Annotated in this window: 26 protein-coding genes and 1 pseudogene; 13 read left to right on the top strand and 14 right to left on the bottom strand. The window is 62.0% G+C overall.

The genetic code is table 11. The features are described from left to right. Positions 1-18: 18 nt before the first annotated feature. Positions 19-1,311, bottom strand: a complete 1,293-nt coding sequence (locus AC097P_RS03885; protein ID WP_479609040.1) for a cytochrome-c peroxidase — start codon at positions 1,309-1,311, stop codon at positions 19-21. 152 nt (positions 1,312-1,463) lie between these two features. Here AC097P_RS03885 and AC097P_RS03880 point away from each other — a divergent pair, with 152 nt between their 5' ends. Further along, positions 1,464-1,595: a hypothetical protein gene (locus AC097P_RS03880; RefSeq protein ID WP_479609039.1), complete on the top strand. Its 132-nt coding sequence runs from the start codon at positions 1,464-1,466 to the stop codon at positions 1,593-1,595. 49 nt (positions 1,596-1,644) lie between these two features. Here AC097P_RS03880 and AC097P_RS03875 read toward each other — a convergent pair. Then, a pseudogene (locus tag AC097P_RS03875) lies at positions 1,645-1,707 on the bottom strand (FAD-linked oxidase C-terminal domain-containing protein); the annotation flags it as partial. A 4-nt stretch (positions 1,708-1,711) separates the two neighbouring features. Further along, positions 1,712-2,758: a GSU2403 family nucleotidyltransferase fold protein gene (locus AC097P_RS03870; protein ID WP_479609038.1), complete on the bottom strand. Its 1,047-nt coding sequence runs from the start codon at positions 2,756-2,758 to the stop codon at positions 1,712-1,714. Positions 2,759-2,912: 154 nt separating this feature from the next. Between AC097P_RS03870 and AC097P_RS03865 the strand changes: the two genes are divergently transcribed. Further along, positions 2,913-4,082 (top strand): hypothetical protein, encoded by a 1,170-nt coding sequence (locus AC097P_RS03865; protein WP_479609037.1) that lies wholly within the window; start codon positions 2,913-2,915, stop codon positions 4,080-4,082. A gap of 64 nt (positions 4,083-4,146) precedes the next feature. Here the strand turns inward: AC097P_RS03865 and AC097P_RS03860 are convergent, their stop codons facing one another. Then, positions 4,147-5,571 (bottom strand): FAD-binding oxidoreductase, encoded by a 1,425-nt coding sequence (locus AC097P_RS03860; RefSeq protein WP_479609036.1) that lies wholly within the window; start codon positions 5,569-5,571, stop codon positions 4,147-4,149. A gap of 101 nt (positions 5,572-5,672) precedes the next feature. Here AC097P_RS03860 and AC097P_RS03855 point away from each other — a divergent pair, with 101 nt between their 5' ends. After that, positions 5,673-6,251 (top strand): cob(I)yrinic acid a,c-diamide adenosyltransferase, encoded by a 579-nt coding sequence (locus tag AC097P_RS03855; protein ID WP_479609035.1) that lies wholly within the window; start codon positions 5,673-5,675, stop codon positions 6,249-6,251. Positions 6,252-6,314: 63 nt separating this feature from the next. On the opposite strand, the gene AC097P_RS03850 is transcribed toward AC097P_RS03855, so the two are convergent. Further along, positions 6,315-7,085 (bottom strand): helix-turn-helix transcriptional regulator, encoded by a 771-nt coding sequence (locus tag AC097P_RS03850; RefSeq protein ID WP_479609034.1) that lies wholly within the window; start codon positions 7,083-7,085, stop codon positions 6,315-6,317. A gap of 135 nt (positions 7,086-7,220) precedes the next feature. On the opposite strand from AC097P_RS03850, the gene AC097P_RS03845 reads away from it, so the two are divergent. The 4 genes from AC097P_RS03845 (at position 7,221) to AC097P_RS03830 (ending at position 10,657) form a co-directional block, all read left to right on the top strand. Beyond that, entirely contained in the window at positions 7,221-7,523 is a 303-nt protein-coding gene (locus AC097P_RS03845) for a hypothetical protein (protein WP_479609033.1), read from the top strand. Then, positions 7,504-7,893 (top strand): hypothetical protein, encoded by a 390-nt coding sequence (locus tag AC097P_RS03840; protein ID WP_479609032.1) that lies wholly within the window; start codon positions 7,504-7,506, stop codon positions 7,891-7,893. Before AC097P_RS03845 ends, AC097P_RS03840 begins: the two co-directional genes overlap by 20 nt. Before the next feature lie 16 nt (positions 7,894-7,909). Next, on the top strand, positions 7,910-8,323 hold the full coding sequence (locus AC097P_RS03835) for a DUF6713 family protein (RefSeq protein ID WP_479609031.1): 414 nt from the start codon (positions 7,910-7,912) through the stop codon (positions 8,321-8,323). A gap of 195 nt (positions 8,324-8,518) precedes the next feature. Next, positions 8,519-10,657: an acetoacetate--CoA ligase gene (locus tag AC097P_RS03830; RefSeq protein ID WP_479609030.1), complete on the top strand. Its 2,139-nt coding sequence runs from the start codon at positions 8,519-8,521 to the stop codon at positions 10,655-10,657. Positions 10,658-10,661: 4 nt separating this feature from the next. On the opposite strand, the gene AC097P_RS03825 is transcribed toward AC097P_RS03830, so the two are convergent. Continuing rightward, positions 10,662-11,087 carry a hotdog fold thioesterase gene (locus AC097P_RS03825; RefSeq protein ID WP_479609029.1) on the bottom strand — a complete coding sequence of 142 codons (426 nt, stop codon included), beginning with the start codon at positions 11,085-11,087 and terminating at the stop codon, positions 10,662-10,664. Positions 11,088-11,123: 36 nt separating this feature from the next. Continuing rightward, positions 11,124-13,094: a M3 family metallopeptidase gene (locus AC097P_RS03820; protein ID WP_479609028.1), complete on the bottom strand. Its 1,971-nt coding sequence runs from the start codon at positions 13,092-13,094 to the stop codon at positions 11,124-11,126. 296 nt (positions 13,095-13,390) lie between these two features. Here AC097P_RS03820 and AC097P_RS03815 point away from each other — a divergent pair, with 296 nt between their 5' ends. From AC097P_RS03815 to AC097P_RS03800, 4 genes are read left to right on the top strand one after another with little or no spacing between them, the layout of a single operon-like run. Further along, positions 13,391-14,251 (top strand): MotA/TolQ/ExbB proton channel family protein, encoded by an 861-nt coding sequence (locus AC097P_RS03815; RefSeq protein WP_479609027.1) that lies wholly within the window; start codon positions 13,391-13,393, stop codon positions 14,249-14,251. 33 nt (positions 14,252-14,284) lie between these two features. Beyond that, positions 14,285-14,716, top strand: coding sequence for an ExbD/TolR family protein (locus tag AC097P_RS03810; protein ID WP_479609026.1), 432 nt, complete (start codon positions 14,285-14,287; stop codon positions 14,714-14,716). A gap of 24 nt (positions 14,717-14,740) precedes the next feature. Beyond that, positions 14,741-15,163, top strand: a complete 423-nt coding sequence (locus AC097P_RS03805) for an ExbD/TolR family protein (protein WP_479609025.1) — start codon at positions 14,741-14,743, stop codon at positions 15,161-15,163. Beyond that, entirely contained in the window at positions 15,160-15,822 is a 663-nt protein-coding gene (locus tag AC097P_RS03800) for an energy transducer TonB (RefSeq protein ID WP_479609024.1), read from the top strand. Before AC097P_RS03805 ends, AC097P_RS03800 begins: the two co-directional genes overlap by 4 nt. Before the next feature lie 122 nt (positions 15,823-15,944). Here the strand turns inward: AC097P_RS03800 and waaF are convergent, their stop codons facing one another. From waaF to alr, 7 genes are all read right to left on the bottom strand, one after another. Then, complete coding sequence (gene waaF, locus AC097P_RS03795; RefSeq protein ID WP_479609023.1) at positions 15,945-16,952, bottom strand: lipopolysaccharide heptosyltransferase II; 1,008 nt, start codon at positions 16,950-16,952, stop codon at positions 15,945-15,947. Between the two features lie 123 nt (positions 16,953-17,075). Then, positions 17,076-17,285 carry a zinc-finger domain-containing protein gene (locus AC097P_RS03790; protein WP_479609022.1) on the bottom strand — a complete coding sequence of 70 codons (210 nt, stop codon included), beginning with the start codon at positions 17,283-17,285 and terminating at the stop codon, positions 17,076-17,078. Then, complete coding sequence (locus tag AC097P_RS03785; protein WP_479609021.1) at positions 17,282-18,238, bottom strand: branched-chain amino acid transaminase; 957 nt, start codon at positions 18,236-18,238, stop codon at positions 17,282-17,284. Before AC097P_RS03785 ends, AC097P_RS03790 begins: the two co-directional genes overlap by 4 nt. Before the next feature lie 60 nt (positions 18,239-18,298). Continuing rightward, positions 18,299-18,700: a glycerate kinase gene (locus AC097P_RS03780; protein WP_479609020.1), complete on the bottom strand. Its 402-nt coding sequence runs from the start codon at positions 18,698-18,700 to the stop codon at positions 18,299-18,301. A gap of 18 nt (positions 18,701-18,718) precedes the next feature. Further along, positions 18,719-20,107: a DNA repair protein RadA gene (gene radA, locus AC097P_RS03775; RefSeq protein WP_479609019.1), complete on the bottom strand. Its 1,389-nt coding sequence runs from the start codon at positions 20,105-20,107 to the stop codon at positions 18,719-18,721. 22 nt (positions 20,108-20,129) lie between these two features. Further along, positions 20,130-21,341, bottom strand: a complete 1,212-nt coding sequence (locus tag AC097P_RS03770) for an HD-GYP domain-containing protein (RefSeq protein ID WP_479609018.1) — start codon at positions 21,339-21,341, stop codon at positions 20,130-20,132. Further along, entirely contained in the window at positions 21,338-22,462 is a 1,125-nt protein-coding gene (gene alr / locus AC097P_RS03765; RefSeq protein ID WP_479609017.1) for an alanine racemase, read from the bottom strand. The genes AC097P_RS03770 and alr overlap by 4 nt, the downstream gene beginning before the upstream one ends. A gap of 138 nt (positions 22,463-22,600) precedes the next feature. On the opposite strand from alr, the gene lplT reads away from it, so the two are divergent. Both lplT and AC097P_RS03755 read left to right on the top strand, forming a co-directional pair. Continuing rightward, positions 22,601-23,884: a lysophospholipid transporter LplT gene (lplT, locus tag AC097P_RS03760; protein ID WP_479609016.1), complete on the top strand. Its 1,284-nt coding sequence runs from the start codon at positions 22,601-22,603 to the stop codon at positions 23,882-23,884. Next, positions 23,877-24,770, top strand: coding sequence for a DMT family transporter (locus AC097P_RS03755; protein ID WP_479609015.1), 894 nt, complete (start codon positions 23,877-23,879; stop codon positions 24,768-24,770). Before lplT ends, AC097P_RS03755 begins: the two co-directional genes overlap by 8 nt. The last annotated feature ends 78 nt before the right edge of the window (positions 24,771-24,848 follow it).

Here is a 24,848-nt window from a genome sequence, read left to right as displayed (position 1 = left end):
CCGGGTGTTTGCTGTGGCTCACGGGGCACGAAAACCGTCCGACAGGGTGTGCAAAAAGGCGACGATGTCATTGATCTCCGGCTCGGTCAGCAGCGGCCCGGCGGTGGGTGCGCGGTTGAACGGTGCCTTGACCGACTCGATGTTGCCGCGGTACTGCGCGGGCAGATCATTGGGCACGCCGCTGGGGCCGTACCAGCGTTGTGGGTTGGTGTTGCGCGTCGAGTAGAAGCGCACCACGTCGTTGAGATTGGTGAAGAAGCCGTTGTGCATGAAGGCGGGGCGCTCGGCCACGTTGCGCAGCGTGGGCATCTTGAATTTGCCGCAGAAATTGGCAATCGTTGTGCCCGGCACCACGCCCGCTGGCAGCGTGGGTGCGGTGCGCTCGGGGCCGCACAGGCCCAGGTCAAAGAAGGCCGGGTCAGCATTGCGGGGGATGGCCGTGTTGCGCGGTATGCCGGTGGCGTAGTAGGTGAATTCGCTGAACAGCGAGTCTTCGGGCTTGCCGGTGCTTGGGTCCATCAGATGGCAGCCAGCGCAGTTGGCGCGGGCCGGATCCATGAACAGGGCCATGCCGCGCGCCTCGTTGGGCGTGAACGTGGCTTGCTTGCGCACAGCGGCGTCAAATTTGGAGCTGAAGGGTTGCAGCGCTGCGCGCTCAAAGGCTGCGATGGCCACGCCGATCTGCGCATAGGCGGTTTCGGTGTCGTTGAAGACGTTGGCGCCAAACTGCTGGCGGAACAGCGGCGCGTAACGGGCCGCAGCAATCTTGTCGACGACCGCGCGTTTGCTGGCGTTGTTCATCTCCAGCGGGTTCAGGAAGGGGCCCAGGGCTTGCAGCTCCAGCGTGTCGGCACGGCCATCCCAGAAGTGGCCACCCACGGCTTCGGTCTCGCCGTCGTCTGTGCGAAACGCAAACGCGGGAATGAAGCCGGTGTAGCTGTTGGTCGGCGCATTGCGCAAGCCCAGCGATGTGGGAAGACTGCCCTGGGCTACGCCGATGCGTGATCCATGGTTACCGGCAAAACCTTGGTTCGGTTGGTGGCATGCCACGCAGGCTGTGCCGCGGGGTTCCGACAGGTTCGGGTCATTGAAGATTTGTTGGCCCAGATTGGCACGGGCGTCGACCAGTTGGGGTTGTGCGGGAGGAGGAGGTGGCGGGGGTGGCGGCTGTTGTGGCGGCACCGCCGCAGCCCGCACGGTAGTTGTGTCCGACGCGTCACCGCTACCACCACCGCCGCAGCCGCTCAGGGCCAGCAGTGCGGCTGTGCTGGTGGTCAGCAGAATATTCCAGAAAGCGGGGCGGTAGTCCATGGACAGTCTCCTTGTGGATGCCAACGGTGGCACCGGTAGCGCAGACTGTCGTGGGCAAATGTGGAGGAAATATGGAGTGCCCGTGAACGCCCTTCCTTTGCTACACAGCAACGCAACTATGCAGTTAATTCTTCGGTGGCTATCCCCATCTCATGGGGCTGGATGCGAATGGCAAGGTATTGCACTCGCAGAGCACCGGTGTGCTGGAAGCCGGGGATGGGTATGACAAATCCAAGGTCATGGCGTTCCTGACCCACTACGCCGTCGTCAAGCCGTCCCAGTGATCATTTAGGCCGCTAGCCCTTGCCAGATGCGCGTAAGCAGCTACTAAATCTATAGCGTAAAAATCTTTCCCGGGTTCATGATGTTCAGCGGGTCCAGCGCCCGCTTGATGGCTCAGCTACGCGGTGACGCGCTCTATCGTTTGGGCAAACGCGCACTCGGGGTAGAGCGCATGCATGGCATCGAAGCCTTCCTTCAAGCGCTTGCGCCAACCGGGTCCACGCGCATTGACATCCACCCACATCGCTGCGATCTCCGCCGTATCGTGCACCAGCAAGTAGTCCATCAAAGCAGCCGCTTGTGCAAGGTCCTTGCGCGCCTTGGTGCGCTGTGCTTGCGCGCGTTCGCCATAAACCAGCAGTTTGTGCAGTGCGTAGCGTTCGGGGCGGGGCAGGTTGACGACGATCGGGCCGCTGCGGGCAAGCAGCGTGGCACGCATGGGGTCTTGCAGCGACAACTCCATAAAGCGCAGTGGTTGCAACGTCAGATTCAGACGCGCCACAGTCACCGGTGCATCGCCCGCGCGCCCGCGCGAGGTGAGGAAGTCGAGGTCGAAATCCGGCTCGTCGGCTTTGCGAAACGACGTGTACGCCTGATTGGGGATGAAACCCATTTCCAGCGATTCGATGGCGGCCGTGGTGTCGAGCTTTAAATTCTCGGGCAGGGCCAACGATACATTGCGCCCGGCATGGGCAAAGTCCAGATCCAGCGTGGCGGCGCCCGCAGTCCACCGCACACCGAAGATATTTTGGTAGGCCAGAAAGGCGTGTGTCCCCACCAAGATTCCGCCCGCTGAAAACAAGCGGCTGTCTGCCAGGCGCTCAATGACGCGGGCGTGTTTGGGCGGAATGTCGGCGCAACCCAACTCCATGGCGGAGCGGGCCAAGCGCACTAATTGCTGCTGCGCCAATTTGTGCGCGGGGTCACCGTGGCGTTGGATCAAGGACTGGGTGGCGGCATCGTCCGGCCCCACATACGATTGGCGCAATTGGCCATCAGGGTTCTTGACCTGGTAGTACCAATAGGTGCGGCCCGCCACCACTTTTTTGGCGAAGCCGCCCGGCAGATCAGCGATGCTGCGGTTCAAATCGGCTTGGCGGGCTGCGGCGTCCAGGCCCGCAAAGGCGGTCTGGGCGGCCAGGGAGAATTCGGTATGAAGTGCCATTTATACTACCAAATAATTTTAGGTAGTATAGCAAATGAGCCGCGCACCACCACGCCACAGAGCTCAGGTGTTCAACCAGCCCTGCGCGCCGAGATAATGAAGCAGTCTGGTAGTTATTCCTGCCGAGCCCAAGCTTTTTTGCAAACCTTTCGCCATGTCGAACCAAACCAGACTTTTCCCGGATGATGAGCCTGTAGTGCAGCAGGCTCAGACTCCCGCCAACACCCTGGCCACCAGTGCACTCAAGCGTGGCGCCACGCAGGCAACGCCCGCGCAAAAGCGGTTCAACCAATTGGTGACCCAGACGGAAACGCTGGCGCGCAAGATCGAGACCATGCAGCAGGTGGCGGATTCCCACCGTAGTGCATATGCCAGCAGCATTGCGCCACTGGAGAAAGAGCGAGATGGCTACATGCGCCAAATGGCCGAATGGCTTGGAGGCCGCTTGCAGCGCAAGGGGCTCACGCCAAAACAAAAAGAGATTGCCAGCGAGATTCTGTGCGGTCTGGCGGGCCCGCTGGGCATGCGGGGTGACAAAGACATGCAAGCCCTGCACGAAGCCCACAGCCCCGATTCGCTCGCAGATGCGCAAAAAGACGCCGCCGCCGACATGCAGCGCATGATGGAAGAAGTGCTGGGCGAACCCTTGGCCGATGGGGACCACACCTTCGATAGCATGGAAGCCTTGCTGGATGCGGCCCGACAAAAGGTGCAGACCCAAGAGGCCCAGTACCAGTCTGAGCGGGAGCAGCGCGCAGCCAAGAAGAAAAAGAAGCCAGCGGAGCTCAAGAAAGAGGAAGCTGCCGCTGCCCAGGCCAGAGACGCCGACGGTGCCTTGCGGACGCTGTACCGCCAATTGGCTAGCGCCCTGCACCCGGACCGCGAGCAAGACCTGCAGGAGCAGATTCGCAAGACTGCGCTGATGAAGGACGCCAACGCAGCCTACGAGCGCCGGGACCTGTTGGCCTTGCTGCAACTGCAGTTGGTGGCCGACCTGGCGGACGCCGACCATGTGGCAACCATGGCACAGGAAAAGCTGAGCGCCCTGACCGCGCTGGTCAAAGAGCGCGTGGCCGTGCTGAATGAAGAGCTGCAGATGCTGCAGCACCAGGCCATGGCAGAGTTTGGTTTACCGCCCTTCGAGACATTCAGCGAATCCAGTCTGAAACACCACCTGTTGATGCAGCGGCAAGACCTGCAGGCCGACATTGCCATGATGCAACAGGATTTGCAGCGCGTGCAGGACGATGCCTACCTCAAGCGCTGGCTCAAGCAACAACACAAACTGGCGCAGGAAGATTTTGATCCCTTGGACTTCTTTTGAAGTCGCAACATGAGCACATAAGTGCCGCTAGCCCTTGCCAGATGCGCGTAAGCAGCTACTAAATCTATAGCGTAAAAATCTTCCCCGGGTTCATGATGTTCAGCGGGTCCAGCGCCCGCTTGATCGCCCGCATCATGTCCACGGCGCCCGTTCCCGTCTCGGCTACCAGAAAGCCCTGCTTGTGCAGGCCCACGCCATGCTCGCCGGTGCAGGTGCCGCCCAACTTGAGGGCGCGGTCCACCAACTGGTGGTTCAGCCGCTCGGCGGTTTCGCGCTCGGCGGGGATATTGGGGTCAATCAGGTAGCCCATGTGGAAGTTGCCGTCACCCACGTGGCCGACCAAGAAGTAGGGGATTCCGGCCTCTTGCGCCTCGGTCACCGAATCCAGCAGCGCGTCTGCCAGGTGCGAGATCGGCACGCAGGTGTCGGTGGTGATGGCCTTGCAGCCGGGGCGGGACTGTACGCCGGCAAAGTAGGCGTTGTGCCGCGCCGTCCACAGCTTGGTGCGTTCCTCGGGCGTGGCGGCCCAGGCGAAGGCGCTGCCGTTGTTGTCGGCCGCAATGGCCTGCACGGTTTCGACCTGCTCCTGCACGCCGGCGGGTGAGCCGTGGAACTCCATCAGCAGCATGGCGCTTTCGGGCAGACTCAGTTTCGAATGCTGGTTGACGACCTTCACGGTGGTGGAGTCCAGCAGCTCGCAGCGCGCAATGGGCACGCCCAGCTGGATGATCTGGATCGTAGTGTTGACGGCATCGGCCAGCGATGCAAAACAGCAGGTCGCTGCCATCACGGCCTCGGGTAAAGGGTAGAGCTTGACGGTGACCTCGGTGATCACGCCCAGCGTGCCTTCGCTGCCGACCATCAAGCGGGCCAGGTCGTAACCAGCGGATGATTTCTTGGCATGGGTACCCGTGCGAATGATCTCGCCCTGCGCGGTCACTACCTCCAGCGCCAACACGTTTTCACGCATGGTGCCGTAGCGCACAGCATTCGTGCCGCTGGCGCGGGTGGCCGTCATGCCGCCAAGCGTGGCGTCGGCCCCGGGGTCGATGGGGAAGAACAGGCCAGTGGACTTGACCTCGTCGTTGAGCTGCTTGCGCGTCACACCGGGCTGCACGGTGACGGTCAGGTCATCGGCATTGATGGACAACACCTTGTTCATCTGGCCCACATCCAGGCTGATGCCGCCTTGCACGGCCAGCAAATGGCCTTCGAGCGAGGTGCCCACGCCAAAGGGAATGACAGGCACCTGGTACTGCGCGGCCAGCTTAACCACAGCCGCAACCTCGGCCGTATTGTGCGCAAACACCACGGCGCCGGGCGGCGGCACGTCAAACGAGGATTCATCACGCCCATGCTGTTCGCGCACCACCAGTGCGGTGGAGCAGCGGCTGCCGAATTGCGCTTGCAGCGCCTCAACCAACTCCGCGGGAACCGGGCGCTGGTTCACTTCGGGCAATAGATGCAGGGGGGGCGTGGGAGCGTTCATGTCGGATGTCTCCTGAGGGGCAGCGCGCCGCTGTGCGGTGGAGCGTGGGGGTTCAGTTTACGATGGGAGACTTTTTTTGTCCTTGCATGGAGCTGACTCTTATGGGCAACCGCCTCACACAAATCGCCACCCGCACCGGGGACAACGGCACCACCGGCCTGGGCGACAACACCCGCGTCTCCAAAGACAGCTTGCGCGTGCACGCCATGGGCGATGTGGACGAACTCAATTCCCATATCGGCCTGCTGCTGTGTGAAGACATGCCGCAGCCCGTGCGCGAGGTGCTGGTGGAGATCCAGCACCAGCTGTTCAACCTGGGCGGCGAGTTGTCCATACCCGGCTACGAACTGCTCAAGCCCGAGGCTGTGCTGGCGCTGGACGAAGCCTTGGCCGAACACAACGAACATCTGCCGCGCTTGCAGGAATTCATCCTGCCCGCCGGCACCCGCGCCGCATCCCAGGCCCATATCTGCCGCACGGTGGCCCGCCGGGCTGAGCGCGCGGTAGTGGCGCTGGAAGGGCAAGAGGCATTGAAGGACACGCCGCGCCAGTACCTGAACCGCTTGTCGGATTTGATGTTTGTGCTGTCGCGCGTGCTGAACCGCTACCGGACCGATGGCACGGTGGGGGACGATGTGTACTGGAAGAGTGAACGCATGGCGAAGGCTGCGCAGGAGTAAGGGAGAAGACGCGGTAAATGAATTGCCGCCAGTTCTGCACTCCCTCAAGGCATGGTGAGTATCTCAACTCACGTGCGCCGCAATCACCGTCCGCGTCACGTCATCTGCGGCAAACAAATGTTCAACCCGCATCGAAGCCAACGTGATGTCTTGCGGCGTGCCGAAGGTCGAAAACATGCTGAAAAACGCAAGCTCGCCATGCGCGGTGGAAAAGCGGGTCGTAAGCACAGGGGCCATTTGTCGCGTCCAGGGGGTAAGCTTTCTTTTGCCTAGCCGATGTTGAAGTTGCGCAGCCAACAGTTCAACTCTCGCTTGCAACCCGGGCATGGTGCTGGCGTCATCGCGCAAGTGCGCGAGGATGGCGGGGGCAACCTCTTCCAGGTTGCTCATCTGCCGCGTCATGCCCTCGGGGTGGAGCATGGCGTCCAGCATATTGATCGGCTGGTCTTGCGGCAGTTGGGCGATCCACGGCATCAGCGTGACGGCCAACCATCGTGCGCCGCGGTTCATTTGGAGCACATTCCACGCGGCATCCATCACCATCGCGGGCATCGGATCATGCGCCGCAAGCAATCGGCCCAGCGCTTCGCGTGCGGGAGTCAGCACCGCATCGGATAGCTCACTGCCGCAATATACCGGCGCAAAGCCCGCCTGCTGAAGCGCCACGTTGCGCAGCGCCAACGGCGCGTGCAGCTCGTGCAGCCACGAGAGCAGCAGCTCACGGCTGGGCTGTGCCCGTCCACTTTCCACGAAGCTCACATGCCGCTGCGAAACGCCCATACGCAGGGCTAATTCGAGCTGGCTGATGCGCTTGGATTTGCGGGCAGTTTGCAAAGTTGTGCGAAGGCTTGGGCTGGCAGTTTCCATTGCGCCATTGAATCACAGCGCACAGTCCGGGCAATTACCTGCGACGTAATTGCGCTGATTCAAAGCGCTGCGCAAACTGGAGACACTTTGAAAGGAATGTGTATGAATAAAGCGCTATTGATCGTCGTGCTCATCGTTTTTGCCGCGTTGACCGCCTACTCCCTGCATGAGGTCGGCAGTGTGCTGGAGTTGGTGCTCGTGCATTTGCGTCACCCCGCGGGTTGGCAGATATTTGCAGACTTGGTGATCACGATGTGTCTGCTGTTGCTTTTCATGAAGCGCGATGCCGCAAAGACAGGTCGTCCCTTCTGGCCTTGGGCGATTTTCTCGCTTCTCGTGGGCTCGTTTGGCCCGCTGTTGTACTTCGTCTCAGGAACCAAGCAGAATGAGCCCCACGACCAATGAATGGGTGGTCCGCCTGAGCTTTGTAGCGACCGGGCTGATCCACATATCGCCACTGGCGGGCCTGCTTGGGCGCCCTTTGCTAGAGCGCGCTTACGGCGTCAAGCTAGGAGAAGGGCATGACTTAACCATTCTCATGCAGCACCGCGCCCTTCTCTTTGGTTTGCTCGCAGCTGCTTGCTTCGCGGCGGCGGCTGATCCTGGCTGGCGCTGTCCAGTAGGCATCTTCGCGCTGATTAGCATGCTGGGTTTTGTGCTGATCGCCGCTTTGCAAGCGCACGGTCTACCGATAGCCAAAGTCATGTGGATTGACGTGGGCGCAGCGATGCTGCTGAGTTTCGGCCTGTGGTTGCATTGCAAATCAGGCTATTGAGTTTGAAAGATTGCTGATGAATACGCCAAAAGTTCTTACCCAGCTCATGCTGGCGGTATTGTTCACCCACGAACTGGATGCGATGACGCAGTCTGAATGGCGCTTGCTGTATGTGTTGCGCGCCTTGGGCGATGAACAAGGCCGCTGGTGGTTTGTTGCGATCCACATACCGCTTTTTTGGACGCTGATTGCGTTAACGCACCATGCGAGCGCCCATGTGCGAAGCGCGAGCCGCACAGGTCTTGCTGCGTTTTGTGCCATTCATGCGCTGCTGCATTGGCGCTTGGCCGGTGACCCGCTATCTACATTCCGCTCGCCGCTGTCTTGGGGCGTGATTCTGGGTGCGTCGGTGTTGGGTGTCGTGTATTTGGGTGTTGTGTATTGGGGCACTGCGGCACGCACCGCCAAAACCCCTCCGCACGGAAAATAATCCCTGGGAATCAAGGTTCTGCACCTTGCCGTGTGCCAGAGCATTGGCCCAGCTTCCGTTCGCTCGTATCGGGCGGGGCTAGGGGCGGCTCGCGGTGTCACCGGCGTACGTGCAGAACGCCGCCGTACCATGCAATATTCGTCGGCATACCCACAATGGTGGCAAACGAGTGGCCCCTAGAATTTGAGGAACAGCATGTCCCAGATAACACCTGCACACAGATCCGCTGCGTACGTCCCGCAAATTCGCCTGTACCAGGATTGGTTGGCGACGCACCGCGGTTTGTCGTTTGAGACCTACCGCGACCTGTGGAACTGGTCCATCACCGACCTGGATGCTTACTGGCATAGCGTCTGGGACTACTTTGGCATGCAATCACCCACGCCGCACACGGCGGTGCTGGCCAAGAACGTGATGCCCGGCGCCGTGTGGTTCCCAGGCGCGCAGGCCAACTATGCGCAGCAGGTGTTCCGCCATGTGGCGCCTGCGGACGCTGCGGGTTTTGCCGCCGTCATCAGCCGCAATGAGAAGGGTGAACACCGTGAGCTGAGCTGGCCCGAGTTGCGCCGCCAGGTCGCATCGCTGGCGCTGCATTTGCAGGCCCAGGGTGTGCAGCCGGGCGACCGCGTGGCGGCGTATCTGCCGAACATTCCCGAGGCCACGGTCGCCTTTTTGGCCACGGTCAGCATCGGCGCGGTGTGGAGCATTTGCGCGCCCGACATGGGCACGAATGCCGTGCTGGACCGCTTCCAGCAGATCACACCCAAGGTGCTGATCGCTTGCGACGGTGTGCGTTATGGCGGGCGCGACATGGACCGCATGGCTGTCGTGCAATCGCTGGTGGATGCGCTGCCTACGGTGCAGCACGTGATCCTGCACGCCAACCTGGGCACGCTGGATGCGCCACAAAGTGCTACTGATTCGATAGCTGCTTACGCACGTTTCACGAGGGCTACAGCCCGAAATGACGAAAGCACCTCAGCCTTCGAGCCACTCTGGTTGCCGTTTGACCACCCGCTGTGGATCGTCTACTCCAGCGGCACCACAGGCCTGCCCAAACCCATTGTCCACGGCCATGGCGGCACGGTGCTGGTTGCGCTCGCGATGAAGGTGCTGCACAACGATGTGGGTTGCAGCTATGAGGCCAACACCTGGGGCGAACGCTTCCACTGGTACAGCTCCACCGGTTGGGTGATGTGGAATGCGCAAGTGGCGGGCTTGTTGAACGGCACGACCTGTGTGATTTATGACGGCAACCCCGGCGCCGGCAAACCGCTAGGGTCGGATGCGACGGGGCTAGCGCAGCCTGATTGGACGACGCTGTGGCGCTTTGCCAGTGAAACCGGCGTCACCTTCTTTGGAGCCGGTGCCGCGTTTTATGCAAATTGTTTGAAAGCGGGTGTTGACCTGTCCACCTGTGGCGATTTGTCGGCTGTGCGGGCGTTGGGTACGACCGGGTCACCGTTATCACCCGAGGCCCAGAACTGGGGCACGGAGCAGTTTCGGCGCATCGCAAGCGGCGATGCCCAGAAGGACATCTGGTGGTGCAACATCAGCGGTGGAACCGACTTTTGCGGTGCCTTTATCGGTGGCCATCGCGAGCTGCCGCAAGAGCCCGGGGTCATGCAATGCCGTCTGCTGGGCTGTGCGGTGGAAGCCTGGAACGAGGAGGGCGAGCCGGTACTGGGGGAGGTCGGTGAACTGGTCTGTAGCCAGCCTATTCCGTCCATGCCGCTGTACTTCTGGGGTGATGAAGGAAACGCGCGCTACCTGTCCAGCTATTTCGAGATGTACCCTGCCGGTCACGGTCGCAAGCCCGGTGGAGGTAATGCCCCTGCCAAGTCGGGTGGCGTTTGGCGCCATGGTGACTGGCTGCGCGTCGGTACCAAAGAGCACGGCGGAGAAAGCTGCGTGATCTTTGGCCGCAGTGACGCCACGATTAATCGCCACGGCCTGCGCATGGGCACCAGCGAGTTGTATAGCGCCGTTGAGGCCTTGCCCGAGGTCGTGGACAGCCTGGTTGTGGATTTAGAGTACCTGGGACGCGAAAGCTATATGCCGCTGTTTGTGGTGCTGCGGGCGGGCCTGACACTGGACGATGTGGTGCAGGCAAAAATCGTCAACGCCATAAAGACCGCGCTGAGCCCGCGCTTTGTGCCCAATGCCATCTTCCAGGTCGCCGAGATTCCGCGCACGCTGTCGGGCAAGAAGCAAGAGTTGCCGATCAAGAAGCTGTTGCTCGGTCAACCGCTGGAGAAGGTAGTCAACAAGGATGCGATGGCCAACCCAGGGTGTTTGGATTGGTACGTCGGGTTCGCTAAGAGCAGAGCTTAAAAACCTACTTCTTGGCTTCGAGAATCGCCATCGTGATGCGCGAGATGCAGGTCATCTCGCCCGCATCGTTGTGCAGCTCGATCTGCCACACATGGGTCGTGCGGCCGCGGTGGATTGGACGTGCGGTGCCGGTGACCCAGCCGCTCATCGCTGCGCGCAGGTGGTTGGCATTGATGTCCAGGCCCACGGCGCGGGTGCCCTCGGGGCTGGACATGGCCGCACCCAGCGAACCCAGTGTTTCAGCCAGCACCACGCTGACGCCGCCGTGCAGCAAACCATAGGGCTGGCGCGTGCGCTCATCCACCGGCACGCGGGCGGTGATGAAATCGTCGCCAATTTCCACGAACTCGATGCCCAGGTGGGACGATGCCGAGTTGGCGCTGATGGCGGTCAGCATCTCAACAGTGACCGGTTTTTGCCAGATGGACATACTGTGGCGTGCTCCGCGAAATAGGTGGATAGGGTCTCAGGCCGTCGCGGTTTCCGCGAGCAATCCGCGCTTCTTCAGCATCGGCTGCACCTGCGGGTCACGCCCGCGGAAGGCGCGGTAGGCATCAGCCGGGTTTTGCCGGTTGCCGCTGCTGTAAATGGTGCGCAACAGGCGTTCGGCGGTGGTGGCATCGAACGGGTTGCCCGCCTCGGTAAACGCGGCAAAGCCATCGGCCTCCAGCACCTCGGCCCACATATAGACGTAGTACCCTGCGGCGTAGCTGGAGCCGGAGAACAAATGCTGGAAATGGCTCAGGCCATGGCGCAGGCCAATGTCGACGGGCACGCCCAGTTTGGCGCACTGTTCGGCCTCAAACGCGGCAATATCCACCGGTGTGCCATTGGGCAGCGCGTGCAGCGCCATGTCGATTAGCGCCGGGCCGGTGTATTGCACGGTGGCCCATGCCTGGTCAAACTGGCGCGAGCGCTTGAGCTTGTCCAGTAGCGCGGCGGGAATGGGTTCGCCAGTATCAACGTGGCGGGCGTGGCGTTGCAGCACTTCGGGCTGCATGGCCCAGTTCTCGAACAGCTGCGACGGCAGCTCGACAAAATCGCGCAGCACCTGGGTACCGGCCAGGCGCTCGTAGTGCACCTTGGACAGCAGACCATGCAGGCCGTGGCCAAATTCGTGGAACAGCGTGCGCACGTCGTCAAAACTCAGCAGCGTGGGGCTGGCCTTGGCGAAGTTATTGTTGTTGATGACAATGGGCAGCGTGCCACCAAAGTGGCCAGACTGGCTGCGGAACACGCTCATCCACGCGCCGCTGCGCTTGGAGCTGCGGGCAAAGTTGTCGCCAATGAACAGGCCGACCAGTGCACCGTCTTGTGCACGCACCTCCCACAAGCGGGCATCGGGATGGTGCAGCGTGGTGCCGGGCTGCTCAATAAACTGCAGCCCGAAGAGGCGCTGCGCACAATCAAACATCGCGGCCACCATGGCGTCCAGCGAGAAATAGGGCTTGAGCTCGGCGTCGTCCAGGTCAAAGCGCTGGGCGCGGACCTTTTGCGCCAGGTAACGCCAGTCCCAGGCGGCAATGGGTGTGGGCTCGCCCAAGCTGCTGGCCATCGCTGTCAGTGCCTGCCGGTCGATGTCAGCGTAGGCCTTGGCGGGAATCCAGGCCTGGTTGAGTAGTTCAAGTACAGCGCTCGTCTTGCCCGCCATGCGGTCTACCAGCTCGTAGTCCGCATAGGTTTTATAACCGTGCAGCGCGGCTTGCTCCTGGCGCAGGGCCATGATCTTTGCAGCGACCGGGCGGTTGTCGTGCGCGCCAGCGTTGGAGCCGCGGGCGACCCGGGCGCGCCACAGCGTTTCGCGCAGGTCGCGCCGGCTGGAGAAGGTCAAAAAGGGTTCGGCCAGCGATGGCGACAGCGTGATGGCGTAGGCGTCGTCACCCAGGCCGCGCTGCTGAGCAGCGGCTTTGGCGGCCTGCAGCACAAAGCTCGGCAGGCCCGCGCGGTCGGCCTCGGTTTTGAGCTCCAGCGTGTAGGTGGACTCTTCGGCCAGCAGGTTTTGCCCGAACTGGGTGCATAGCGTGGCCAGCTCGCCCATGATTTCGCCATAGCGTTGGCGCTGTTGGCCGGTTAGGCGGGCACCGGCCCGCACAAAGTCCAGGTGCACGCGCTCCAGTAGGCGCAACTGCTCGGCATTCAAATTCAGGGCATGGCGTTTCTCGAACAGGGTGTCGATACGGGCAAACAAGCCCGCGTGCATGAAGATCGCGTTTTCATGGGCTGCCAGCCTGGGCGCCATCTGCAATTGCACCACTTGCAGCGCGGGCGAAGTCTCGCTGGCAGCCAAATTGTGAAACAGCCCTGTAATGCGGTCTAGCGCACGTCCGCTGATGTCGAGTTCTGCTATGGTGTTGTCGAAAGTCGGCGCTTCGGTGTTGGCCGCGATGGCATCAATCTCAGCCAAGTGCTGGGGTAGTGCCCATTCGAACGCTGGCATGAAATGTGCTGAATTGACCTGACCGAATGGAGGCAGCCCGTAGGGCGGTTCCCAGGGTCGCAACAGGGGATTCGACGCATTGTCAGCTGGAGATTCGTGGCGCATGGGATGTGTATTTGGCTGTAATCTAGTGGAAACCCTGATATCGAAAACGCTAGGTGCTGTTCCGGTGGGTGGATGCAAAGCACCATCTAGGCAAATTACAATAGCCGACTTTCAGTTTAGCAGTTACGGACGCTGCGCCCCGGATTCCAACCCGGCATCCATACGGCCATTAGTATTTTTTCTATAAGGAAATGATTGTGCATACGAAGTTCAAAGTGTTGGTACGCGCCTGGGCCCTGAGCCTGAGCCTGGCTGTTGTATCTGTGGCTGGTGTTTCCACCCCCGCCATGGCGCAAACCGCCGCTCCCGCCTCTGCAGCCGTAGCCGCGGATCCCGCTGCTACCCCCGTCGCTGCTGCGCCAGTCGCTGCTGCCAAGAAGGCCGAAGGCTCGACCGACAACCCTTACGGTATCGGTGCCCTGTGGACCAACGCCCACTCCGTCGACATGGGTGTTCTGATCATTCTGGCCATCATGTCCATGGGCAGCTGGTATATCCTGGCCATCAAGATGCTGGAACAGCGCAAGGCTAACAAGTTTGCCCGTGAAGCCGCTGAAAAATTCTGGGGTGCTGGCACCGTGGCCCAAGGCGCCGCTGCGCTGAGCAAGGACAGCCCGTACCAGTTCATTGCCGCTGCCGGCGTGGACGCTACAAAAAAGCACGGTGGTCTGATGGGCCACATCCCATTGAACGACTGGATCAGCATGAGCATCCAGCGCTCCGTGGACCGCGTGAACCGCGAAATGCAAGGCGGCCTGTCCTTCTTGGCAACCGTAGGTTCCATTTCTCCTTTCGTCGGCCTGTTTGGTACGGTGTGGGGTATCTATAACGCGCTGACCGCCATCGGTATGTCCGGCCAAGCCTCCATCGACAAGGTCGCCGGCCCCGTGGGTTCCGCGCTGATCATGACCGCTTTGGGTCTGGCGGTTGCCGTGCCTGCCGTGTTGGCTTACAACTACCTGATCGCGCGCAACAAAGGCGTGATGGACGACATCCGCGGCTTCGGCAGCGATTTGCACTCGGTCTTGTTGGGTTCGGCTTCCAAGAGCTAAACACGTGCGGTAAACGCGCAGAAAGTTAGCTCTATGTCCATGAACGTAGGCAGTATTGACGGCGAAGATGATGCCGTCATATCAGCCATTAACACGACACCCCTGGTGGACGTGATGCTGGTGATGTTGATCATTTTCCTGATCACCATTCCCGTCGTCACAACCTCGATTCCTGTGACCCTGCCCAAAGAACGGGTAGAGGTTCGGGAAACCAAACCAGAAAACATCATCATTTCGGTTGATACCGCAGGCAGCGTTTTCTGGTACGACCAGAAGGTAGCCAATGTGGAAGCATTGGTCGATAAGCTGAAGAAGGTCTCGACCGTCAAACCGCAGCCTGAAGTTCAGATCCGCGGCGACTTGGCTTCCCGATACGAAGGTGTTGGCAAGATTCTTTATGCATGCCAGCGTGCAGGCATCGTCAAGGTGGCGTTCATCACTGAACCACCACCATTGGGCGGTTGAACCCACGCCAGGAGGAGTAGCAATATGTCTATGAATGTAGGAAACGCCTCGGGCGATCCTGAAGTGCTGATGGACATCAACACCACGCCCTTGATTGACGTGATGCTGGTGCTGTTGGTGATGTTGATCATCACCATCCCTATCCAGTTGCATGCCGTCAGCCTGGATATGCCGGTGGGCGCACCGCCGTCCAACAACGTCAAGCCTGAAAAAGTGCAGATCGATATCGACGAGAGCAGCATTGTCTATTGGCAAGGTATGCCAGTGAGTGCGGCTGAGTTGGATGCCAACATGGAAGCGGCTGCGTTGCAGGCGGCGCAACCTGAGGTTCATATCCGGCCTAACAAGTCATCGTCGTACGCAGTGTTCGCCAACGTTCTGTCCGCTTCCAAGCGCAAGGGCCTGACGAAGATGGCGGTGATCGGAAGCGAGCAGTTCGTCCAATGAATATGAACTCGAACACGCTCGGTCTGCACCCGGTTTACCGGCCCAAGGACCCATCCAAGCGCTACAAGGGCATCGCCATTGTTATCGGCCTGCACATCTTGCTGATTTGGGGCTTGGTCTCCGGCACGGCCCACGATGCGCTCAAAGTCATCAAGAAGCCGCTTGAGGCTGTGGTGATCCAAGAAGTCATCATTCCACCGCCACCTCCGCCGCCGCCCAAGGAAATCAAACCGCCTGAGGCACCCAAGGTAGAGGCACCGCCACCACCGTTTGTACCACCACCTGATGTGGCGCCTCCGGTGACTGCTGCACCAGCGATTGAGTCGACGCCTGCACCACCGCCTACACCGGCCGTGATTGCGCCGCCGCCACCGCCCGCTGCACCCCCTGCACCGGCGCCCAATCGCTCGGACATCCGGGTTGCTTGCCCCACGCAAGTGCAGCCTGAAATGCCCCGCAAGGCAACGCAGGACGGTACTGAAGGTATTGTGAAGGCCCAGGCTTCGATCCGTGACGGCGTCGTGCGCGATGTGACCATCTTGTCTGGTCCCCGTGTGTTCCACGCTGCTGTCAAGGCCGCCATGATGCAGTACAAGTGCACAGGCGCTGGTGCTGGCGAAATCCTTGCCACGCAAGAGTTCGTCTTCAAGTTGGAATAAGGCGGCAGCCGCCCCCAAAAAGAAAAGCCACCCTCGGGTGGCTTTTTTTATATGCCGAATCAGGCTGCAGCCCTCACGCAGTGTGCGTGAGCAGCTAGCAAATAGATAGCAAATCTGGACCGCTAGTGCGGTACCAACCCCAGCACGTCATCGGGTGCAATGTCCACCAGGCAGCGCGTGTGGCCCAGCGGGCATTCGCGCTCGAAGCAGGGCGCGCAATCCAGTGGTGGCACATAGCCTGCATCGTTCTTCAGCCAGATCACATGGGCCTGCGGGCTCAACGGCGGTGTGTGCAGCGGGCTGGATGAGCCGAACAGCGCAACCTGCGGCACCCCAAAGGCAGCAGCCACATGCATCAGCCCCGAATCGTTGCTGACCATGGCTTTGGCGGCGGCAATCGCTGCCAGTGCGTGGTCCAGCGACGTGCGGCCAGACCAGTCCAGGCATTGACCCGGCTGCACCGCATTGGCAGCGTGGGCGATCTCAGCGCACAGCGCTGACTCTTTGGACGAGCCCAGCAGCACGACCGGCAGCTTCAATTGCTCGGCCAGCACCGCAAAGTGCCGGGCCGGCCAGCGCTTGGCGGGTCCATATTCAGCGCCAGGGGCAAACACATAGTAGCCCTGGCGTTGCAGGTGCATGCCAGCCAGAGCCGCGTCGACCTTGACCGCGTCCAGCGCCAGTTGCGGACGGTCAGCGGCAATGCCGGTGTCACCGCTCAGCGCGGAATAAAACGCCACCATCGGTGGGCGGCTACCCTGCGGTGGGTTAGGCAGGCGCTGGTTCAGTGCCCCGTAACGGGATTCTCCGTGGTAGCCGATGCGCTTCGGGATGCCCGCCCACCATGGTAGCAAGGCGGCTTTGAATGAATTGGGGCAGACGTAGGCGCTGTCAAACTGTCCGCGCAGCTGGTGGGCCAGCCGTCGGCGCGCCGTAAATTGCAGGCCACCGTGGGCAAAAGGCAGCTCCAGCACTGCAGATACCTGGGGCATGGCGCGGTACACCGGCGCGACCCACGGCAACGCGGCTACCGTTAGCGTCTCGCCGCGCACGTGCAGCCGGCGCAGCAACGGCTCGGTCATCACCGCATCGCCGATCCACTGCGGGGCGATGACCAGGGAAGGGGTCATTGCGCGTGGCAGTGACGATTTGCCGCCGGGCCGTCCCAAGGGCAATAAGCCCCACGCGACGGAAAATCCGCAGCCCCTCCCCCGGATGGGGGCAGCGAACCGCGCAGCGGTGGAACGTAGGGGCTAGTGTCCACCTGAGGCGAAATGTTCCCCCGCCTTTAGGCGGTATACGGTGCTGCAGTAAGGGCACTTGGCTTCGCCCGACTTGCCGACATCCAGATAAACCTTGGGGTGGGTGTTCCAGGTGTCCATCTTGGCCAGGGGGCTGGGACAGAACACGCCGCCTTGGTGGTTCAGGTCGCCGGCGAGCAGTTCAACGGTAGCGTTCTTCATGCGTGTACTTTCGTGAGCCAGTGGGCGTATTTGGGGTTGCGGCCGTTGACGATGTCAAAGAACGCGCTCTGGATTTTCTCGGTAATGGGGCCGCGCGAGCCCACGTAGTCGTCCTTGCCGAGTTCGATGCGGTCCAGCTCGCGGATGGGGGTCACTTCAGCCGCTGTGCCGGTGAAAAACGCCTCGTCGCAAATATAGACCTCGTCGCGGGTGATGCGCTTTTGCACCAACTCCAGCCCCAGGTCCTTGCAAATATGCATGACGGTGTTGCGGGTGATGCCGTTCAGCGCGCCAGCCGACAGGTCGGGCGTGTAGACCACACCGTTCTTGACGACAAACAAATTCTCACCGGCGCCTTCGGATACAAAGCCATTGGCGTCCAGCAGCATGGCTTCGTCGTAGCCGTCGTCGGTGGCTTCCATATTGGCCAAGATGGAGTTGGTGTAATTGCTGACCGCCTTGGCCTGCGTCATCGTGATGTTGACGTGGTGGCGGGTGTAGCTGGAAATCTTGACGCGGATGCCGCGCTTCATGCCTTCCTCACCCAGGTAGGCGCCCCAGGGCCAGGCAGCAACCATCAGGTGGATGGTGTTGCCTTTGGGCGAGACGCCCAGCTTCTTGTCGCCAATCCAGGTCAGTGGGCGCAGGTAGCCGGATTCGAGCTTGTTCTCGCGGATGACAGCACACTGTGCTTCGTTGACCTGTGCCTGGGTGAACGGAATCGTCATGCGCAAAATCTTGGCACTGTTGAACAGGCGCTCGGTGTGCTCTTCCAGGCGGAAGATGGCCGTGCCGCCAGCGCCCTTGTACGCGCGCACACCCTCAAATGCGCCGCAACCGTAGTGCAGCGTGTGGCTCAGCACATGGATCTTGGCGTCGCGCCAGTCAACCATCTGGCCGTCCATCCAGATTTTTCCATCGCGGTCGGACATTGAAGGGGGTTGCAGGCTCATGGCGGATTCCTTGGGGGTCGTGGTCGTAGAAACGCCGATTTTACGACCCATGCTTGCTGCTCAGGGCCGTTGCAATTCCCAATGCTGCAGTTTGCCGTGGGCAAAGCTGCAGTGCACGGTGGCGCCAGATGCATCGGTCCATTGGTACTGCTCGCCGTCCGGTGTAGGCTCACCCACGCGCTGCCCCAGCGCCCGCGTCAGGGCCAGCACCTGCAGCAGCGCCATGCCGCGTTCCAGTCGGGAATGCAGCATCACGGCGCTGGCCACGGTGCCCACCGGCCGCTGCGCGGTGCGCCGCAGCACCACCAGCATGCGGCTCATGTGCATCAGCGCCCACATGACCACGCCGCCGCTTGCCAAGGCGATACCCGCCCAGCCATAGGCCCGGTAGGCCAAGACCCCCAGGCCGGCCAAGACCAGCACGACGACGGTACGGGTAGCCGCCGGATATTTCTGCAGCATAGGAAATTGCATATGTAATCAACCGAGTCCGCGGACGATGTCCATGGCCTGCTCCACCCGGTCTACCGCATGGATGGTCAGCCCTTCATACTCTTTACCACCCTTTTTAGGTGCGTTGGCCTTGGGTACGATGGCCACGGTGAAGCCCAGTTTGGCGGCTTCTTTCAGGCGCTCCTGGCCACGTGGAGCGGGGCGAACTTCGCCGGCCAGCCCGACCTCGCCGAACGCAAAAAAACCTTTGGGCAGGGGTTTGCCGCGCAGGCTGGATGTGATGGCCAACAGCACGGCCAAGTCAGCGGCTGGCTCGTTGATTCGCACGCCGCCGACCGCGTTGACGAACACGTCCTGGTCCATACAGGCGACACCGGCGTGGCGGTGCAGCACCGCCAGCAGCATGGCCAGGCGGTCGCGGTCCAGGCCCACACTGAGCCGCCGCGGCGACGGCCCGCCACTGTCGACAAGGGCCTGTATCTCTACCAGCAGCGGCCGTGTGCCCTCCAGCGTGACCATCACGCAGCTGCCCGGCACCGGCTCGGTGTGCTGGCTCAAGAAAATGGCACTCGGGTTGCTGACGCCCTTCAGGCCTTTCTCGGTCATCGCAAACACACCGATCTCGTTGACGGCGCCAAAGCGGTTTTTGATGGCGCGCACCAGGCGGAAGCTGCTGTGGGTTTCACCTTCAAAGTACAACACCGTATCCACCATGTGCTCCAGCACGCGGGGCCCGGCCAGTGCGCCTTCCTTGGTGACATGGCCGACCAGCACGATGGCCGTGCCGCTGGACTTGGCGCAGCGCGTCAGGTGGGCCGCACATTCGCGCACCTGGGCCACCGAGCCCGGCGCCGAGGTAAGCTGGTCTGAGTACACGGTCTGTATGGAGTCGATGACCGCCACATCAGGCTGCAGGCTGTCGATGGTGGCCAGTATCTTGTCGAGCTGAATCTCGGCCAGCACCTTGACCTGGGACGCGTCCAGCCCCAGGCGCCGTGAACGCAGCGCAACCTGGGCGCCCGACTCCTCACCGGTTACGTACAAGGTTGATTGCCCACTGCGCTGCAGCGAATCCAGTGCCTGCAGCAACAACGTGGACTTGCCGATGCCGGGGTCGCCGCCGATCAGCACCACGGCGCCTTCGACCATGCCGCCGCCCAGCACGCGGTCCAGTTCGTCCTGGCCGGTCGGCGTGCGCTGTACGTCGCTGGCCTCGATGTCGGCCAACACCGCCACTTCGGCCGTCTTGGCTAGCGACTGGAACTGTGAGCTGTAACGGTTTTTGGTGGGTGCCGTGGACTCGGCGACCGATTCGATCAGCGTATTCCAGGCTGCGCAGCTGGGGCACTTGCCCAGCCATTTGGGGCTGGTGCCGCCGCATTCGGTACAGGTGTAGAGGGTTTTGTCTTTGGCCATGCCGCCATAATACTGTACAAAACTACAGACCTTTGATGCCCACTCTGGCCTTGCGGACCTTGTCCACGCTGAGTGTGACCCGCATGCTCTCGGCCGACACGGCGGCGGCGATCATGGTGGCCGGTGTCGTGGTTTCCTTGCAGCCGTGTTTGCCCAGCGCTACGCCATCCCTGTCCAGTATCGGGATGACCCAGGGTGTGTTGGCCCGCTCGCCGCGCTGCACTGATAGCGCGGTCTCGCCATTGGCAAGCTTTACATAGGTGCCGGGCGGGTAGAAGCCCGCAGCCTGCGCCATGGCCGACGCAATGCCCTGCGCGGCCCCTTCGGCCCCCATGACCATGGACTTGACGGCCTTCAGCGGCGACAGCGATGCGCGCGTCTTGCGCCCCGCCATCTTGGCGATGAAGCCATCCGCCATGGCCAGCACGCGGCGCGCCACCAGCGTGTCGGGCAGGCCCTCGGGTGCTTCCGCAGCGTGGTGCCAGCGCACGATGTCCAGCACCTCGGGGCTGTCGATGCCATAACCCTGGAGGATATCCACGCTCTTGTGCGGATGCGCCTGGATCAACGTGCGTTGCGCGTCATTGGGCGCTGTGCTTTGGCGGGCCAGGCAGTCCTGGTCGCGCGCCATGCCAATATTCATCAGCAGGGCAGCGGTTACCAGGGCTTCGCGCGTGCTCTCAGGCATGGCCAGCTTGTGCGCCGTCATGTCGCAGACCACGGCGCACAGCAGCGCGTGCGTGGCGCTGTAGCCCTGCGTGGTGTCGGCCAGCGCCTGGAACAGGCAGAACAGGGTGTCGTCCGGGTCTGCTGCCAGCAGTGACGAGGCCTTTTTTTGCAGCCCGACCAGCCGCTCCATCGGGTTGATGGCCAGGCCGCCCTGGTACAGGATGCCGCGCAAAACCTCTTGCAAATCCTGCCAGCCGCCGTTGAGCTGTTCGCCGACCACATAGTCGCTGGCGCGGATCTCGCTGGGCATGCGCGCCCCACTGATAGCCTGCACATCGGCGCCGGACACCAGCAGGCCGTGCACCATGCGCTCGTAACTGCGCTGCCACGCCTGCGCATCGGCCGGGGTGCTGGAGGCATGGTGCGCGTGCAGCTTCTCGCGGTGCTCTTCAGACGTGATCGGTTGGCCCTTGCGCAGCAGCAGCTGGCCGTTGGCACTCCATATATCTACCGGCAGCGGTGTGCCAATTTCTAGCAGCGAAACCGGGATCGGTACGTACTTCATGCGGCAACCTCGACCGGCACGCGCGGCGCCAGGCCACACATCAGTTCGTAGCCCACGGTGTGGGCTTTAGCGGCTACCTCGTCGATGGACAGTACCGCGCCATTGGCTGCCGTGCCCCACAGCGTGACCACACTGCCGGGCCCCGCGTCGGGAAGCGCCGTCAGGTCCACGGTGATCATGTCCATGCTGACCCGCCCGAGGGTCCGCGTGCGCACGCCGTCCACCAGCACCGGCGTGCCGGTGGGGCAGATGCGCGGGTAGCCATCGGCATAACCGCAGGCAACGACGCCGATCCGCATATCGCTCTGGGCTATAAAGCTTGAGCCATATCCGACGCTAGCCCCCGTGGGGAGAGCGTGAGCAGCTATGATTTTTGCAGCAAGCGTCATTGTTGGCTGCAGGCCCCAGTCGGCCGCGCTGTGCTCCGGGAAGTCCGGCGCGCTGCCATACATGGCGATGCCCGGGCGCACCCAGTCCGACACGACAAACCGGTCTGGGTGCGCTTCGGCTTGCGCCGGGTCTACCGTGTGGCGCAGCGTGGCGGCGCTGTTGCTGAGGCTGCGCTCGCCCGGCAGGTCGCGTGTGGTGCGGGCGAACAGGGCCATTTGCTCGGCCACGCCTTTGGGGCCGTCGGCGTCGCTGAAGTGCGTCATCAGCGATATCTCGTCCACCTGCGGCAAGGCGTTGAGCCGGGCCCAGGCCGATCGGTAGCGTTCCGGCGCGAAGCCCAGGCGGTTCATGCCGGAGTTCATCTTCAGGAACACGCGCTGCGGCACATTGGTCTTGTGCGCGGCCAGCATGTCGATCTGGGCTTCAGAGTGCACGGTGTGCCACAGGTCCAGGCGGGAACACAGCTCCAGGTCGCGCAGCTCGAAGGCGCCTTCCAGCAACAGAATCGGTCCGCGCCAGCCCAGGTCGCGCACGCACTGGGCCTCGTTGAAATCCAGCAGCGCAAAACCGTCGGCACCGCGCATGCCCTCGTAAGCCCGCTCTATGCCGTGGCCATAGGCATTGGCCTTGACAACGGCCCAGACCCGGGCGTCGGGCGCGGCACGGCGCATGCGTTCCAGGTTGTTGCGAAAGGCCTGGGCGTGGATGGTGGCGAGTATCGGACGGGGCATGGCAAGACCTTGGGAACTGCGGTGTAACGTATATGTGCCCGGATTCTGACATTGCCGGGCGTGCTATAACCACGGCACGTTTGGAGACCCCCACAATAATCCACGCATCAGTTTTCGTGATGCGCGCACATCCCACCCATGAAACGCGGTTTTTACACCATCATGTCGGCGCAGTTTTTCAGCTCGCTGGCAGACAACGCCTTGTTTGTCGGGGCCGTGCAGCTGTTGCGCAGCGGCGGCGCACAAGAGTGGCAGTTGGCCGCACTGGTTCCGATGTTTGCGCTGTTTTATGTGATTCTGGCGCCGTTTGTTGGCGCCTTTGCCGACGCCCTGCCCAAGGGCCGGGTCATGCTCTACAGCAACACGATCAAGATTGTGGGCTGCGTGATGATGCTGTTTGGCACCCATCCCCTGATGTCCTACGCCATCGTCGGGCTGGGGGCGGCGGCCTACTCGCCGGCCAAGTACGGCATCCTGACCGAGTTGCTGCCCGCGAGCCAGCTGGTCAAGGCCAACGGCTGGATCGAGGGGCTGACGATTGCTTCCATCATCTTAGGCGTGCTGCTGGGCGGCCAGTTGGTGGGCCATTCGGTGTCAACCTTTTTGCTGTCATTTGACCTGCCCATGGTAGACACGGGTATCTCTACCCCGCCCGAAGCTGCCATCTCCGTATTGATATTGGTCTATATCCTGGCTGCCTGGTTCAATACACGCATTCCCGAAACCGGTGCCCCGCGGCGACCGCTGCCCAACCATCTGGTCAGCCTTCTTCCGGACTTCTGGCATTGCAACCTGCGCCTTTGGCGCGACCGCTTGGGCCAAATTTCGCTGGGCACGACCACATTGTTCTGGGGTGTTAGTAGCAACCTGCGCTTTATCGTGCTGGCTTGGGCCGCTGCGGCATTGGGCTACAGCGTGACCCAAGCCTCGGCCCTGGTCGGCGTGGTGGCGATTGGCACGGCCGTGGGCGCCGTAGCCGCATCGTTGCGCATGCGGCTGGACCAGGCCACGCTGGTATTGCCACTGGGCATAGGCATGGGTGTCTTGGTCATCCTGCTGAACTTCATCACCAATGTTTGGGTGGCCGCGCCGTTTCTCATTTTGCTGGGTGGCCTGGGCGGTTTCCTGGTCGTGCCCATGAATGCGCTGCTGCAACACCGCGGCCACAACCTGATGGGCGCGGGCCGGTCAGTTGCCGTGCAAAACTTCAACGAGCAGGCCTGCGTTTTGGGCCTGGGCGCGTTCTACAGCCTGTCTACCAGCATAGGATTGTCGGTCTTTGGCGCCATCACCGTGTTTGGCGTGGTGGTCGCCGGATTCATGTGGCTGATCAAGCGCTGGCACGAGCGCAACTGCCGCGAGCACGCCGCCGATATCGCCAACCTTCTCGAAATCGCGCGCCACGACAACCTGCATGGCTAGACTGGTCAGTGGCCCGGCGCTGGCAGCCGGCGGCCTACTGCTCAACGCCTTTACCTGGGGTGTCTCCTGGTGGCCCTTCCGTCAGCTGCAAGACCTGGGCGTGCACCCGCTGTGGGCGACGGCGCTGATTTATCTGGTGGCCATGGTCAGCCTGGGCGTTATGCGCCCCATGGCCTGGCGCAGCTTTGTGCAACACCCCGGTTTGTGGTGGCTTTTGCTGGCCTCTGGTCTGACCAATGTAGGCTTCAACTGGGCAGTCACCATCGGGGATGTGGTGCGTGTCGTGCTGCTGTTTTATCTGATGCCGGCCTGGAGCGTGCTACTGGCCTGGTCACTGTTGGGCGAGAAGCCTACTGCCGGCTCACTGGCTCGGCTGCTGCTGGCGCTGGCCGGCGTGTTCGTCGTGCTGAAGACGCCGGAATCGCCATGGCCCTGGCCCAGCAGCCTGGCCGATGCCCTGGCGCTGGTCGGCGGTTTTGCCTTTGCGTTGACCAATGTGATGCTGCGCCGCCTGCGTGCCGTGCCGTCGGACGCCAACATGCTGGCCATGTTTGGCGGCGGCGCGCTGATGGCGGCTCTGGTTGCCACGCTGGGCTCGCAGCAGGGTCTGGTTACGGCACTGCCCGCACTGGCGCCGGCGTGGCTTGCCTGGGTGGGCGGACTCAGCCTGTTCATACTGGTTGGCAATGTGGGTCTGCAATACGGCGCCAAACGCATGAGCGGCAGTGCCTCCTCCATCATCATGCTGTCCGAAGTGGTATTTGCCAGTGTGTCCGCCGTGCTGCTGGGGGCCGGTGAACTGAGTGGCCGGGTGTTGCTGGGCGGCAGCCTGATCTTGCTGGCGGCGTTGTTGTCCACACTGTCCGGCGGCCACACTGAGGCCTAGGGGCCGCAGCCGTGCAGGGTGGCCGTTGTGGCGGCGCTCTGCAAGTTTTTCTCCTTGGTGCTAACGTCCACCCCTTTG

It is taken from the genome of Rhodoferax sp. ZS1R8 (assembly GCF_056521325.1).
Note: the sequence above shows the minus strand (reverse complement) of the source record. Positions and strands in the feature narration are given on the sequence as shown.